General features: G+C 63.3%; 13 protein-coding genes and 1 riboswitch. Of the genes, 5 read left to right on the top strand and 8 right to left on the bottom strand.

The window, feature by feature from the left end:
• Positions 1 to 195: 195 nt before the first annotated feature.
• Entirely contained in the window at positions 196 to 1,575 is a 1,380-nt protein-coding gene (mgtE, locus tag ACEWQZ_RS08275; protein ID WP_476482603.1) for a magnesium transporter, read from the top strand.
• A gap of 45 nt (positions 1,576 to 1,620) precedes the next feature.
• Here mgtE and ACEWQZ_RS08270 read toward each other — a convergent pair whose 3' ends face one another.
• Positions 1,621 to 2,769 (bottom strand): baeRF11 domain-containing protein, encoded by a 1,149-nt coding sequence (locus ACEWQZ_RS08270; protein WP_476482602.1) that lies wholly within the window; start codon positions 2,767 to 2,769, stop codon positions 1,621 to 1,623.
• A 133-nt stretch (positions 2,770 to 2,902) separates the two neighbouring features.
• Between ACEWQZ_RS08270 and ACEWQZ_RS08265 the strand changes: the two genes are divergently transcribed.
• Together ACEWQZ_RS08265 and ACEWQZ_RS08260 are read left to right on the top strand one after the other, a co-directional pair.
• Entirely contained in the window at positions 2,903 to 3,436 is a 534-nt protein-coding gene (locus tag ACEWQZ_RS08265) for a hypothetical protein (RefSeq protein WP_476482601.1), read from the top strand.
• A gap of 80 nt (positions 3,437 to 3,516) precedes the next feature.
• Positions 3,517 to 4,278: an NUDIX hydrolase gene (locus tag ACEWQZ_RS08260; protein WP_476482600.1), complete on the top strand. Its 762-nt coding sequence runs from the start codon at positions 3,517 to 3,519 to the stop codon at positions 4,276 to 4,278.
• A 13-nt stretch (positions 4,279 to 4,291) separates the two neighbouring features.
• Here the strand turns inward: ACEWQZ_RS08260 and ACEWQZ_RS08255 are convergent, their stop codons facing one another.
• The 4 genes from ACEWQZ_RS08255 to ACEWQZ_RS08240 form a co-directional block, all read right to left on the bottom strand.
• A complete protein-coding gene (locus tag ACEWQZ_RS08255; protein ID WP_476482599.1) occupies positions 4,292 to 5,059 on the bottom strand; it encodes a phosphotransferase in 768 nt (255 codons plus the stop codon).
• Positions 5,056 to 5,691 carry a nicotinamide riboside transporter PnuC gene (gene pnuC / locus ACEWQZ_RS08250; RefSeq protein WP_476482598.1) on the bottom strand — a complete coding sequence of 212 codons (636 nt, stop codon included), beginning with the start codon at positions 5,689 to 5,691 and terminating at the stop codon, positions 5,056 to 5,058. The genes ACEWQZ_RS08255 and pnuC overlap by 4 nt, the downstream gene beginning before the upstream one ends.
• 72 nt (positions 5,692 to 5,763) lie before the next feature.
• Complete coding sequence (locus tag ACEWQZ_RS08245; protein ID WP_476482597.1) at positions 5,764 to 7,896, bottom strand: TonB-dependent receptor; 2,133 nt, start codon at positions 7,894 to 7,896, stop codon at positions 5,764 to 5,766.
• Positions 7,897 to 7,978: 82 nt separating this feature from the next.
• Positions 7,979 to 8,082: riboswitch (TPP riboswitch) on the bottom strand.
• Positions 8,083 to 8,105: 23 nt separating this feature from the next.
• The gene (locus ACEWQZ_RS08240) at positions 8,106 to 9,464 is read right to left on the bottom strand and encodes a DedA family protein (RefSeq protein WP_476482596.1); all 1,359 of its coding nucleotides are present in this window, start codon (positions 9,462 to 9,464) and stop codon (positions 8,106 to 8,108) included.
• A gap of 318 nt (positions 9,465 to 9,782) precedes the next feature.
• Between ACEWQZ_RS08240 and ACEWQZ_RS08235 the strand changes: the two genes are divergently transcribed.
• Both ACEWQZ_RS08235 and ACEWQZ_RS08230 read left to right on the top strand, forming a co-directional pair.
• Positions 9,783 to 10,418: a DNA-3-methyladenine glycosylase family protein gene (locus ACEWQZ_RS08235; protein ID WP_476482595.1), complete on the top strand. Its 636-nt coding sequence runs from the start codon at positions 9,783 to 9,785 to the stop codon at positions 10,416 to 10,418.
• Positions 10,419 to 10,548: 130 nt separating this feature from the next.
• Positions 10,549 to 11,214, top strand: a complete 666-nt coding sequence (locus tag ACEWQZ_RS08230) for a superoxide dismutase family protein (RefSeq protein ID WP_476482594.1) — start codon at positions 10,549 to 10,551, stop codon at positions 11,212 to 11,214.
• Positions 11,215 to 11,251: 37 nt separating this feature from the next.
• Here ACEWQZ_RS08230 and thpD read toward each other — a convergent pair whose 3' ends face one another.
• From thpD to gap, 3 genes are all read right to left on the bottom strand, one after another.
• Positions 11,252 to 12,196, bottom strand: a complete 945-nt coding sequence (gene thpD / locus ACEWQZ_RS08225) for an ectoine hydroxylase (protein ID WP_476482593.1) — start codon at positions 12,194 to 12,196, stop codon at positions 11,252 to 11,254.
• 296 nt (positions 12,197 to 12,492) lie between these two features.
• Positions 12,493 to 13,653 carry a phosphoglycerate kinase gene (locus tag ACEWQZ_RS08220; protein ID WP_476482592.1) on the bottom strand — a complete coding sequence of 387 codons (1,161 nt, stop codon included), beginning with the start codon at positions 13,651 to 13,653 and terminating at the stop codon, positions 12,493 to 12,495.
• A gap of 61 nt (positions 13,654 to 13,714) precedes the next feature.
• A complete protein-coding gene (gene gap, locus ACEWQZ_RS08215) occupies positions 13,715 to 14,719 on the bottom strand; it encodes a type I glyceraldehyde-3-phosphate dehydrogenase (protein ID WP_476482591.1) in 1,005 nt (334 codons plus the stop codon).
• Positions 14,720 to 14,883: the final 164 nt, after the last annotated feature.

Raw genomic sequence — 14,883 nt, 5'->3', positions numbered from 1 at the left:
GTACCCAAAATCGCATTGCGGCTCGGCCCGGCACCGCGCCCGGTGGTGACGCCATCAATCCGGCGGCGTCGGACGTATTGTTTTGGACACAGACCTGCAATAATTCAACCGTTGACGCGGCCAGCCAGGACGCGGCCAGCCAGGACGCGGCCAGCGGCCAGCGCAGCAAAACGACGCAATTCCAAGGAGAAGCCCGTGCAGCAGGAAACGCCTCCGGAGCAGGAAGACATCGGCGAAGGCCTGGAGCAGCAGCACATCCAGGCGGTGATCGAAGCCGTCGACACTCAGAATGCAGCCCGGCTCGACGAGCTGCTCGAGCCCCTGCATGCCGCCGACGTCGCTGACCTGGTCGAGCAGATCAGCCCGCCGGAGCGCCGGGAGCTGGTAGCGCTCTGGGGCAAGAACATCAACGGCGCGATCCTTTCCGAGCTTGACGATGCCGTGCGCGAACCCCTGCTGGAGGCGCTACCGCAGGAGGTCGTGGCCGAGGCCATCCGGGGCCTCGATTCCGACGACGTGGTCGACCTGGTCGAGGACCTGGAAGAAGCACAGCAGTCGCGCCTGCTCGAAGCGCTCGAGATCAGGGATCGTATCGGCGTCGAAGGCGCCTTGTCCTATCCCGAATATTCCGCTGGCCGGCTGATGCAGCGCGAGCTCGTCGCGGTACCCGAGGACTGGTCCGTGGGCCAGGCCATCGACTACATTCGCGACGACGACAGCCTGCCGGATCAGTTCTACCACGTCATCCTGGTCTCACCGGCGATGAAACCGGTGGGCTATGTGACCCTGGGGCGCCTGCTTTCCTCACCCCACAAACGGCCGCTGACCGCGATCACAGAGCCCAGCTTTCGAACGGTGGGCGTCACCGAAGAGGCCGCGGACGTGGCCTACATGTTCAATCACTACCACCTGATCTCCGCGCCGGTAGTCGACGAAAGCGGCCGCTTGACCGGCATGATTACCATCGACGATGCCATGACCGTGCTCGACGAGGAGCACGAGGAAGACCTGCTGCGCCTGGCCGGCGTCGACGAAGATTCCAGCCTGACCGACACTGTCTGGCAGACCACTCGCGGCCGGGCCGTCTGGCTGATGGTCAATCTGGTCACCGCCATCCTGGCCTCATCGGTCATCAACCTGTATGCCGAAACCATCGATCAGATGGTGGCCCTGGCCGTGCTGATGCCCATCGTCGCCTCGATGGGCGGCAACGCCGGCACCCAGACGATGACGGTGGCGGTACGCGCCATTGCCACGCGCGAGCTCACGCCTCGCAACACCCTGCGGGTCAGCTGGCGCGAGATCACGGTCGGGGCGATCAACGGCCTGGGCTTTGGCATCGTCATGGCGCTGGTCGCAGCCTTGTGGTTCGGCCTGCCCATGCTGGGCGCGGTCATCGCCCTGGCAATGGCCATGACCCTGATTGCCGCCGCGCTGGGCGGGATCGTCATCCCGATCGCCCTGGAGCGCTTCCATGTCGACCCGGCACTGGCCTCCGGCCCCTTCGTGACGACCGTGACCGATGTGATCGGTTTCTTCGCCTTCCTGGGGCTGGCGTCGATGATTCTGCTGTGAGCCCGGCGCAAGCGCCCCGTGGCACCGGCCAAGGTCGACTTGCCCTCAGATTGGATAGCGCAGGATCGCTGCCAGCTCACGGCCGTCGGGAATATCGGCCCGGCGCACCGCCAGAACCGATGCCCCGGTGCGCAGCGCGCGACCGGCAATTTCATCGACGATGCCGTAGTTGACCGCGTCGCCCCGTGAGTCGAGGCTGATCTCGCCCGTTTCTTCGTCAATGAAGCCGTCAACAACGCTGTCGATATCGACCAGAAGGCTATCGATACCGCCGTAAGTGGCCAGGCGCGCAGCGTCAGACAAGTCCGTGGTCGTGCGACGGTCACCGGCGCGCTGCTCGAAGCGGCTGTGAAAGGCCTCGATCTTGCGCGCATGCTGTGCGTCCAGAATCGGGCGGGCAGCCTCAGCCAGCTGAGCCGCACTCAGGTGATCCGGGTTGCCCTCGATGGTCTCGGGGGCCAGCGGCAAGGTGGTGGCTCCACGAAACGTGGCGGTCAACGGCTCGGCGGCGGCGAGCACGAGCGGCGCATTCGCATCCTTGAGCACGGGCCGCAAGGCCGCGTCGATACGGCGAATGTAACGAGCCAGCGGCACATGGCCTGCCTGATCGCCCTGACGGTGGCCAATGCCGCTATGACCCTTTTCCGCTTCCGGACCGCCAAGGCTGGCGGCATCACCGGGCAGGTTGGCAATGTCGACTTCAACGGCCGGTTCGCTGGCCGAAACCTCCACAAGTCGAGTGGCCTTCTCCGAGAGCGCGAGAACAAAGGCCGAATGCGAAAAGGTGATGGCACGCAGCAGCGGCTTGAGATGGAAACGGTCGGAGACCTCCACGATCTCGCCGATGCGATTGGCCAAACGATAGCTGCGCAGCAAATCAGGCGTGGCCAGGATCGCCAGGCTGCGCGCCTGATAATTCCAGAACTCGGTGTCGTCGCGCAAGCCTTCCAGTCGTTCCGCCAGCGGCCAGATACGCTGCTTGTCCAGGCCGGCTTGTTCGAGCTGGGCAATGGCCGTTCTGGCAAGGTTGCCAAGCTTGATCCGGGCCGGCTCGATTTCGCGCGAGATCGGCGTCGTCGGTAAATAGATCGACACGCAGGCATCGGCCCGAATCTGATCGAGCTCGGTCATTTCCCCGGTACTGGGCACATCCAGATAGAACATCAGTAAACCCTTGATACGAAAGGCCGACATTCATCATAGCAAGCTCACGCACACCCACGTTCGCACTCGCCGGCGGGCGGGTGTTCCGATCCGGATTGATTCCGCCCGATACCGGATTCTGCTAGAGTCGAGGCATACCTGAGCCGCAGATCAGGAGGCACGCATGAAACGCAGAATGGGTCTGACCGGAGAAGCGTCCGATCATAAGCTGGCGGGCATTTTCTCTGACGCGCAGCGGCTGACGGATTGTCGCCGTGAGATGGTGGATTCAATCGCAGGAATCGAAGGGCAGATCGAGCGCCTCGACCCGGCCGACGGCGCTGAGGCCTTTCGCCTGGAACCCGAGCCCCGCGGCATCTGGCACACCATCATCCGGGCCCACCTCTGGCTGGCACTCGCCGGTGCGCTCGTCGGGCTGCTGATCCTGGCGCTCATGCTCTCCCTTGGCGTGCCCTTCGTGGCTCAGAATGTCGGCGCTTCGTCCGTGCTGCTGGTGGTCTTCTGCGCTCTCGGCGGCGCCCTCATCGGTGGCGTGATCAGCATGCGCCCTGACCACGTACCCTATATCTCGAAAGTGCGCACGGCGCTCGACGACCAACGCCATGTGCTCATTGTCCACGCGACCAGCCGCGATCAATTCAAGGCGGCCGGCGACTGCCTCGAACGCTTTGCTGACCATACCGTCTCGACGCTGTGAACGCACGGGCTGCGAGGACGGATCGTATTCCCGCGCCCGCTCGCTGAACGGACGGACTGTCACCAGGATAGATAAACGGCATGCTCCAGGCCATCAGAAACAAGTACGGCGGGATCTTCCTGTCCGGCAAAAACCTGCCCCGGAAAACCAGTGAGTTCCGAGACGCCATGGCCACCGCACTGTCGGCCTGGACGCGCGAGGGCCTCAAGCTGGCCTGGCTGGAGATTCCGGCCCGCCGAGGTCAGTTGCTGCCCGACGCGATGGACCTCGGGTTTGCCCTGCACCACTGCCGCAACGAAACCGTGATGCTGGTTCGAAGACTGGTCGACGGCGCCTATATTCCCGAAGCGTGCACCCACAGCATCGGTGCCGGTGGCCTGGTGCTATCGGACGACGGCCATATCCTGGTTGTGCTCGAAAAGCGCGATCGAACAACACGCCCCGACCACCTCAAGCTGCCCGGCGGGATGCTCGAGCGCCGCGAGCACGTTGCCGACGCGGCGATGCGCGAAGTACACGAAGAAACCGGAATCAGAACCGAGTTCCGCGGCCTGGTCGGCATGCGTCACCACCACCGGGGGCAGTTCGGCGCCTCCAACATCTACGCCGTGTGTCGGCTCGCTCCGCTGAATTTCGACATCCGCATCGACGACGAAGAGCTGGAAAAGGCGCTCTGGATGCCCATCGACGAATACCTGGCGCGGGAGGCCACCTCGGCATTCAATCGACGCGTGGTCGAAGCCGCCCTGGCAGCTGATCCGTTGCGCCCCGTGGATCTCGACAACTACATGGACCACCCCGACGACTATGAAATCTTCATGAACGACAGCGCCGCAGGCTGACGCCGGCAGCTGATCACAGCCGGATCAATCGCTCCCACAGGTCGTTTATCCACGCCATCATTTCAGCGACGAAAGGCTCGTTGACGGCGCTCGGGTTCACGGTCCAGATATCGATATCGCGATGACCGAGGGCGGCATATTCCCAGTCGATCAGGTACAGGCGCTCGGGGGTTTCCAGAATGTTGACGGGAATCAGATCATGATGCACCAGGCACGCCGTCCATGGCGCCCGATCAAAGGCCTCCAACCGCGGCTCGAAGGCCCGCCAGGCCCGGGCAAGCCGCGCATCGGCAAGTCCGGCTTGCTCGACCTGGTGCCAGTAATCACGCAGATAAGCGTGATAGCTGCGCCGCGGCCAGTCGGGGGGGGCCAGGGCGTGCAGTCGTTCGAGCAGCGGCCCCAGCCGGGCCAGCTGCTCCGGATTGCTCAGGTCCTTGTCGCTCCATGTCCGCGCCGGCAGGTAGGGGAAAATCACGAAACGCTGGCGCGGATCCCAGAACCAGTACGGCCGGCTGATATCGGCGGCCGACGTCAACTCCAGAATCTCGCGTTCGCGCTGGCGATCGATGCCCAGCCGCGCGCCCCCGGGGTGGTTGATGCGCAGCAGCAGCTCATCGGACCGGCCCGGCGCGCTCAAACGATAGTTGCGGTTGGTCCTTCCCGCCCGGATGCGCTCGACCAGCTGCGGCCGTCCGCGCAGCCCCAGGCCCCAGTCCGGCCAGGAATCGATCAGCGCGTCAACGGCCGCCACTTCGCCTTCATCCTGGCCCAGCGGGGTCATGGCCCGGCTTCACCGCCAAGGCCGGCTCGCGCCCGGTAGTCGCGCAGCCAGCTCGTCCAGCCGACCACCGAGATGATCAGATAAGCGACGTTCAACAGCGCGGTCAGCGCCATGCCGCGGTCGAGAAACAGAAAGATCGCCAGGCTGTTGAACACCATCCAGTAGACCCAGTTTTCCAGCACCTTGCGCGCCACCATGAAAGTTGTCACGACCGCACCCCAGGTGACCAGAGAATCGAGATACGGCCAGGCCGCCTGGCTGTGGCGCGAGAGCAAGTAGCCCGACACCAGGGTAGACAGCACCACCACCAGCAGCGCCAGGGCATGTCGCCACAGCGGCCAGCGCGTCACCGACAGCGCCTGCCCGCCGCTGTTGCCGTGGCGCCAGTACCACCAGCCATAGACCGCCATGCCCATGTAATACACATTGAGTGCCGACTGCATGAGCAGCTGCACCCGCCAGAACAGCGCGGTGAAAAGCGCGGTGCTGATGAAAGCGGCAATCCAGCACAGGCGGTTCTGGCTTACGGCCAACACCAGGTAGGTGATGGCCAGCAGCACCGCGGCCAGCTCCCAGGCCGACATCGCTGCCCAGCGCTCATCGAGCTGTTCCAGCCAGTGCTCCAGCTTCATGCCGCAGCCTCCGGGGCACGATCAAGGGCCCGACACCTGCGGCCCGGGCCCGCCGGCACCTGCCTGCGCCGGTCAGTAGACATAACGCAGTGTCGCTCCAACCACGCGGGGCTCGCCAAACTGAAAGTAGGGCTCGACCACATAGTTCTCGCGCGGATCGTTGCCGAAGCTGCCGAAAGCGCGGGTCTTGATGTCTTGATCGGCGATATTGCGCGCCCACAGGGCAAAATCCCAGGGCCCCTGACGATAGCCAATGCGGGCGTTGAAGGTCTCATAAGCGTTGGATCGGGTCTCGTGACGGCTCGAGAAGTAGAACGCATCCTTGCCCTCGGCCTCCACCCGCACGTACCAGCGATCGGACAGCTGCACGATGGCGCCCAGATTGAACATGTAGTTCGGCGCATGCGGCAGCTCGCGTCCGTCCATGTCGTACGGCTCTCCGCTGGCCGGGTCGGCATCGACATGCGAATAGTTGAGGAACTCTTCGAAGCGGGTATCCAGCAGGCCGAGGCTGGCAAACGCCAGCAGGCGATGGCTCACGCGCCAGTTGAGCTCGGCCTCCAGGCCGTAGCTCCGCCCGGCGGTGGCGTTGGCCTTGTACTCGATGAAGTGGCAGGGGCAGGATTCACCCTCGATGGGCTCGACCAGCGATTGTTCGGCCTGAACATCACTGCGGTCCTGATAGAACACCGCCGCTCGCAGATCGACCCGATTGTCGAGCAGCCGCTTCTTCACGCCGAGCTCATAGTTCAACAGGGTTTCGGTGTCGAACGCGCGCCGCTCATCGGGAATGAGCGAATCGCTGTTGATTCCGCCGGCCTTGTATCCGCGAGATGCCAGCGCGTACCACAGCCCGCCGCCGTCGGTGCGATATTCGAGCGCCAGCTTGCCGCCCCACATGTCCTCGCCGGGCTCAAAGGCGGCGCCGTCGCTGTCGCTGTATTCGACCTCGCGCCGCTCACCGCGCAAACCGGCCACCAACTGCAACTGGCGCGTCATCGGTATCTCTACCTGTCCGTAGACGGCATGGTTGTCGGTGTCGTAGTCGAACAGGTAGTCGCTGGCAAGAAAGCTGTACTCACGCCGCAGGCTTTGGCCCGCATTGCGCACATAAGCGCCGATCACCCAGTTGAGCTGATCCGGCCCGCTGCTGGATACCGCCCGAAGATCCAGCGTGGTATTGCGATCGCGGCGAATATAGTTGTCGAATGCCGTGAATGGCGCGCCCGGGCACTCGAAGACCTCGCAGAAGCCAACGAAGGTCCAGTCATCGTCATAGCCATATTCCAGGTCGGCATCGGTGCGGCTGATGAGCGCCTCGATGTCGAAGGCATCATGTGCATGCCAGTGGATGCGAACCGAACCGGCCAGCGTCTCCTGGCGATCGTGCCCGGGTCGGTCGGAGTAGGTCATGCGCGTATTGTCCAGAGAGAACGCGTCGTAGCCGTTGTCGACATCCAGGTACAAGCCGGTCAGGTCGATTTGCAGATCATCATGGGGCTGCCACCGCAGCTTGCTGCGCAGCGTCTGTTCATCAATGTTCTGCACATCATCGCGACCCAGGTAAGCGTTTTCCTGAAAGCCGTCACTCTGTTGATTGGAATAAGCCAGTCGATACCCCAGCGTGTCGCTGAGCGGCCCGGAAACCATGCCCTCGAACGCGCGCATGCCGTAGTTGCCGGCGCTGACCTCCAGGTGGCTGGTGAATGCTTCAGTGGGGCTGCCGGTAACGATATTGATCATGCCGGCCAGAGCATTGGCGCCAAACAGGGTGCCCTGCGGACCACGCAGAATCTCGAGCTGGGCCACATCCAGGGTCGTCGCGCCACCGCCCAGACCGGTCATGTCGATGCCGTCGACCAGCAGCCCGACCGAGGCATTCATCGGTTCAACGAACTGGCTGCGGGAGCCGATCCCCCGAATCTGGAAAAAACGGCCGCGCGAGGCACCCGTGGAAAAGTTGACGTTGGGGCTGATGTTGAGCACGTGCTCGAGGTGCGAGGCTCCTCGCTCGCGGACGGTTTCACCGTCGATGACGCTGACGCTGCCGCCGAGGTCGAACAAACCGGAGCGATAGAAATCGGCCGTGACCACGATACGATCTTCGATGTCATCGTCAGAAAAGTCCTCGACGTCATCGGACTGCGCGAAGCTGACTGACGATAGCGCCAGCAGCAGCCCGAAGAAGGACGCTTGAATATTCACTTGTGAGTCTCCGAATGCAAGTCAACAATGGAGACCCGGAATGCACGGGGGATTGCCGCCAGCGCCATGCAGTGGCCTTGAAGGGCGCTTGACGTTCCTGTCCCTACGCCGGCATTAACCGGATCAGGTTCGACGGGTCCACCCGCGTGGGTGTCTCAGGCGATTACGCCACCCCGAGGAAGCGCCCATTATAGCGCATGGCGAAGGCTTCAGGCCGCCTCTTCGCGCTCAGCAGGTGCAGGTGCTGAGCGCGGCCGCAGCGCGGTGCCGGGCAGCTCCAGGGTGGTGGCCCATGCCAGCCCCAGGGCCAGCCCCAGCACAATGCCCGAAGGCGCAGCCCAGCCGGCCACCACCGTGGCCAGCGCCACCGTACACAGCATGAAAGTACCGACGGCGGCAGCGCCCACCGCACCGCCCCAATCCAGCGTCCGCGCGGTGAGCGCGGTGGCCTGCACGAGCAGCGCTGCCGCTGTCGCAACGGGCACGGAGGGAAATTCCGCGCCGGGGACATGACCCTGAAGCACAAAACGATCAAGGAAATAAGCCCCGCCGGCTGCGCCTACCAGGCCGACGCCCACGCGAACTGCGGCAAGCCAGCCCACGCGCCACAACACGAAAGCCATCAGCGGCAGCGCGGTGACCACAACCCCGGGCCAGTAAAGCGCATGCAGCCCGCTACGGGCGATCGACACGGCCTGGTCGGTTCGCGTGCTGCTCATCCAGTCGAGGACGGGAAAGTCGATCAACGCCAGCCCCTTCACTGCCCGGGTCTGGTCAAATACCAGACCGATAACACCGATTCCGGCCAGCAGGGCGACAAAGCAGATGGTCAAGCTCAGACCCTGTGCCACGCGCGGATCGAAGCGCCGGGTCAACCAGCGAAACCCTGGAGCCAGCACGCGCGCGATGCCCTGCGTACCGGTCGCTCGCAGAGCCAGCCGGAATACAGCTTTCACTCGCCGCTGATGGGCCGCAATGCGAGCCGCAACCCAGCGAATGACCACGGCGGTCAGAAACAGGATCAGAACCAACAGCGCGGCCGTTCCGCCGATCTCTCTCAGCAGCCCCCAGGACTCTCCGAGCACGAAGCCCAGAATCGCCCAGACCATGGCCCAGACCAGGCTTGCGGGAATGTCGAACAGTACAAAATGTCGATAGGGCATGCCCGAGGCACCGGCCAGAAAAGGCACGATGATGCGGGTGGGAGTGGATACGCGGCCGAGCACGATGGCCCAGGCTCCGCGGCGGGCCATGAACTCCTGTGACTTGCGAATCGATGGACCGCAAATGCGCTGCAGCGGCGCCCATCCGAGCAGCCCGTTTCCCCAGCGACAACCAACGTAGAAGCCGGTGGCATTACCCATCACCGTCGCCACCAGCACGATACCGAGCAACACATCCATTTCGAGCTGACCACGCGAGGCGAGAATCCCGCCGGTCACCACAGCCAGCTCGCCGGGCGTCACGAACCCCAGGAAGAAGGCGGCCTCGGTCCAGCACAGCACCGCAATCAGGATGTAGACCGTCAGCGGCGGGAGCTCGAAAAGCGGCTGGAGAAGTTTGTCCATGACGCCAGATCCATTGCCTCAGGGCATCTGTTGAGGTATCTGAGAATCACCGGACCGAGCTCTCGCACGACCCCGGATTCCACGCGCCCCCGCCTGAAGTATAAACATACTCCCGGACACACCGAAAGGCTTGCGTGAGGCAATGCCCAGAACACGCGACAGCGGCGCAGACCCTGGCCGCTTTCTGGCCCGCTCGCCTCACAGGCATTTATCAACCCGACCTCGAAGCGGGTTGCGCCTGGCACGACCGGCCTGCCCCGGACGCCGCGGTAGAATGGCGCGCGGCAATCATTTGACAGGGCTCGAAAAGGTCCACCCGTGACAACATTCCAGTTGACGCAACAACACCTGCGCAATGCGCTGGACAGGATTGCCCGGCGCGACCGGGACATTGCCGCGGCGCTCGCGCAGGTGGGTTATCCCGCCGAGCGCCGGATGGGCGCGCCAGACTATCGGCATTTCCTGCGCATCATCGTCGGGCAGCAGCTGTCGGTAAAGGCCGCCGCGACCATTTTCGGCCGGATCGAAGCCGCGCTTGACAACGACCTGCAGCCGGAACGCCTGCAGGCGCTGGGCGACGATCGGCTGCGGGCGCTGGGCCTGTCCAGGCAGAAGATCGCCTACGCCCGGGGGCTGTCGCAGGCCGTGCTGGAGGGTTCGCTGGTGCCGGCCGCGCTTGCCGAGCTGCCCGATGAAGAAGTGATCGCGCAGATTACCCGGCTCAAGGGCTTCGGGCGCTGGAGCGCGGAGATGTTTCTGCTGTTCTCGCTGGGTCGGCCCGACGTCTGGCCGGCCGACGACATCGCCATTCGGGCCGGTGTTCAGCGCATCAGGCGCATGCGTGAGCGCCCCGACCGCAAACGTACAGACGCCATCGCTCACCCGTGGAAGCCGCATCGCAGCGCGGTGGCGATCCTTGTCTGGCACTACTATTCGAATGCGCCAATGGGCTGAGCCAGCCGAAGCGGCAAGCCCCTCCGTCGTGCGACTGATGTCGGCCCCATCGAAATACAGGCATTGGCCATGGAGCAACCTTCATCAGGTGTATAGTGGGCGCATGGTTCCAGAATCGTGAGGAGACCCAATGTTCAACGCCAGAAAATGGATACTCATCACCGGCTTGATGTTCCTCATCCCCCTGGCCGCTTGCAACACCGGCGACTCGATGAGCGACGAGGCAACCGGCAAAATGACCGATGAGTCGTCGCCCAGGCAGGAGACCGGCGAGCCGACCGTTGAGGGCAGATCGACCCAGGGCGCGCGCGCATCAGGCGATGACGACGGCGACGACACGTCCGGTACGCCGGATGCCATGGCTGAGCTTGCCGCCACCTCGGGCCATCAGGCCAGCGGAGCCGTCAAGTTCTATACGACCGAGCGCGGCATTCGCGTCGACGCGATGGTCAACGGACTGTCACCGGGACAACATGGATTTCATGTTCACGCCAGGGGTGACTGTTCGTCCCCGGACGCCAGTTCGGCGGGCGGCCACTACAACCCCGAGGATGTCCGGCACGGCGCTCCCGGTGACCCGATGCACCATGTGGGCGACCTCGGCAATATCGAGGCCGATGACAGCGGGCAGGCAATGCTGAATCAGGAATTCGAATTCCTGTCTCTGAGCGGTGACAACAGCATCGTCGGCAAGGCGGTCGTCGTCCATGCCGGAGAAGACGATCTGGAAAGCCAGCCCAGCGGCGCCGCAGGTGCCCGAGTCGCTTGCGGAGTCATTCAGGCGGAGGACGCCTGACCGGCTGCGATCATCAACCCGGCAGCCACGGAGATCATCAACCCGCCAGCTCTGGATACCGGTCGTGCATCTCCAGCTGCTCCGGGTTTTCCCGCTCGGCCAGGAAATGCGGCCGCCTTGTGGGGGCGGCATACGGCGCGCGCGGGAGATTGCGAACGCTGTTGTAGACGAAAAACAGGTTGGAGCGAGGCCATGGCGACATGTTCTCGTTGGAGGCATGCAGCGTGTTGCATTCAAACAGCAGCAGCGAGCCCGCCGGGCCCTTGGGCGCACGAATGCCACCGCTTCGGGCCAGCTCGGAAAGCGATTCCTGACTCGGAACGCCGATTCGCTGCGCCTTCAGGGAAGCTTTCCAGTTCTGGTCCGGTGTCTTGCCGACACAGGGCACGAACCAGTGGTGCGAGCCCGGGATCAACATCAGTGGCCCATTGAACTCGTTGTTTTCGGTCAGCATGATCGACGCGCTCACGGCACGCATGCGCGGCATTCCGTCCTCCGCGTGCCAGGTCTCGAAGTCCGAGTGCCAATCGAAACCGCTGCCTTCAAAGCCGAACTTGTCGTTGATGCGGGACTGATGGATATACACATCGCTGCCGAGGAGCTGTCGCGCCATGCCAAGGATCCGGGCATCGCGCGTGAGCTCCTCGAACCTTCTCGATATCCTGTGCATGCCGAAAACCGACCGAATCCGGCCCGTGTCCGGGTCACGAATGACCTGCTCGGATGACATCCAGGTCTTGTCGTTCGCGATGGCCTTCAGTTCATCGAAGAAGGGCTCGACGCGGTGTCTGGAGAAAAATCCCTTGAACCACAGAAATCCGTCGCGCTCATAGTTTGAAAGAGCGACTTCATCGAGCGGCCCCGCCCAGCGATCAGGAGCGCGTGAATGCACGATCGGGGCCATGCGCTCGATCGCGTCACGTGCCTGGCGAAGCCGGGTGGGGTATGGGTCGGAGTGCGGCTGTTCATGAGCTTGTGCCATTTTTTGGAGCCTCTTTCAAGAAGACAGAGCCCCCCCTGTCTTCCGAGAAACACGCCCCTGCAGCGGGAACCGGCTCACACAGGATGAAACTTGTATGCTGACGTGATTCCGACAGCTCCCCAAGATCCTGCACAGCAGGCCTGCGTATCTGCTCGTATCCTGATGATATCAGGTGTTCGAACAACCGCAACTTTCGCCCGCTGCTCCTGCCTGAAGCCACTTGCGAAAGACTTGCGCAAAGCCGCGGCCACGCCGAGCCCGAAAATATGGACGACGCACCCCAAAAACGCGTCGCCTCAATCGCTCAAGGCACGAATGGCAGGAAGCTCTTTGCCCTCGACATATTCCAGAAATGCGCCACCGGCGGTCGAGATGTAATCAATCCGGTCGGCCACGTGGAATTTCTCGATCGCCGCGATGGTGTCGCCCCCGCCGGCCAGGGTGAAGCCTTCGCAGTCCGCCACGGCCTGCGCGATGGTCTCGGTGCCGGAGTGGAAGGCCTCGAACTCGAACACGCCCAGCGGGCCGTTCCAGAGGACGGTGCCGGCCCCGCGGACGATGGCCGCGAGTGTCCGCGCCGATTCGGGGCCAATGTCGAGAATCATCTCTTCCTTGTGAACGCGCCCGGTATCGCGGATGGTGGCATGGGCGTCCTCGTGGAAGCGTTCGGCAGTGAGCACGTCGACCGGCAGCGGAATGGCTGCACCCTTGTGTTCAGCGCGCCTGATCAGATCCCGGGCGGTGTCGACCAGATCTTTTTCATACAGCGAACCGCCGACATCGTAACCGGCAGCAACGAGAAAGGTGTTGGCAATCCCGCCGCCGACGATCAGCTGGTCAACCTTGTCAATCAGCGCTTCGAGCACGGTGAGCTTGGACGAGACCTTGGCGCCACCGACAATGGCCACCATGGGTCGTTCGGGGCTGGCCAGCGCCTTTTGCAGAGACGCGACCTCTCGCATCAGCAAGGGGCCGGCGCAAGCAACGGCAGCATGACGAATCAAGCCCTCGGTGGATGCCTGGGCACGGTGGGCGGCGGCAAAGGCGTCGAAGACCAGAACGTCGGCCAGAGCCGCCATTTTTCTTGCCAGATGACTATCGTTGGCTTTTTCGCCTTCCAGAAAGCGCACGTTTTCAAGCAGGACGAGCTGACCGGCCTCGACTTCCACGCCGTCGATCCAGTCGCGCACGAGTTTGACCGAACGGCCCAGCAGCTCCCCGAGCTTCCCGGCGACCGGCGCCAGGCTGAATGCCTCGTCGAACCCGCCCTCTTCCGGACGACCAAGGTGGGACATGACCATCACCGCGGCACCGGCGTCGAGCGCCTGACGAATCGTGGGCAGGGCTGACTTGATGCGTGCCGCCGAGGTCACCTGGCCATTGCGGATGGGTGCATTGAGATCTGCGCGGATCAGGACGCGCTTGCCGGCAAGGTCGACCTGGTCGATGGTTTTCATGCGCTTGCTTCCCCTGAGTGACTTGCTGGTTTCGGTCAGGCGGCCCGGCCCGACCCCCTGCTCACTTGTTTGCCATCAGCACAGCGGTGTCGAGCATGCGGTTGGAAAAGCCCCACTCGTTGTCGTACCAGGCAAAAACCTTGACCATGCGGCCGGAGACCTTGGTCAGGGTGGAATCAAAAATGGACGAACGCGGATCGTGATTGAAGTCGCTGGAGACCAGCGGCTCGGTGTTGTAGCCCAGAATATTCTTGAGACTGCCTTCACTGGCCTGTTTGAGCGTCGCATTGACCTCTTCCACTGAGGTGTCGCGGCTGGCAATGAAGCTCAGATCGACGAGCGAGACGTTGATGGTGGGCACGCGGATCGCGTGACCGTCAAGCTTGCCATCGAGTTCGGGCATGACCAGCCCGACCGCGGCAGCGGCACCGGTCTTGGTCGGAATCTGGTTCTGGGTGGCCGAGCGCGCCCGGCGCGGATCCTTGTGGTTGACGTCGGTCAGCACCTGGTCATTGGTGTAGGCGTGAATGGTCGTCATCAGCCCCTGCTCGATGCCGATGGTATCCTGGAGCGGTTTGACCAGGGGAACCAGGCAGTTGGTGGTACACGAGGCGCTCGATACGATGACGTCATCGGCTTCGAGAGTGTCGTGGTTGACGCCGTAGACGATGGTCGGCATATCCTTGCCGGCGGGCGCGGAGATCAACACCTTGCGAGCGCCGCTTTCGAGGTGGGCGGCGGATTTCTCCCTGCTGTTGAACGCACCGGTGCACTCGAGCACCACATCAACGCCGATTTCACCCCAGGGCAGCCGCGACGGGTCGCGGTCGGAGAGCTGTCTGATCCGGTCGCCGTTGACAATCAAGTGGTCGCCGTCCGCTGACACCTCGCCGGGGAACTTGCCGTGAACCGTGTCGCGCTGGGTCAACAAGGCATTGGTCGTGACCTCGGCCGAGCTGTTGATGGCGACGATCTGGATTTCGCTGCGACGATCATTTTCATAGAGCGCACGCAACACGTTACGACCAATACGGCCATAACCATTGATGGCAACCTTGATGGGCATCTGAGTCTCCAAGAACTTTGACTTTCAGGGATATAAGGATTGTACTCGGGGCCGGTTCGGTTCACCACCGGAGCCTGCCCAATGATAAGTTTGCAATGACCGAATGACGGAAACTCGCCTGCTGCCAGCAAAGCTCGGCTGTCGTTCGGTCATTTGGACATTCG

This window comes from Wenzhouxiangella sp. YN1 (assembly GCF_056324145.1).
This window is presented reverse-complemented; position numbering and strand designations above follow the sequence as displayed.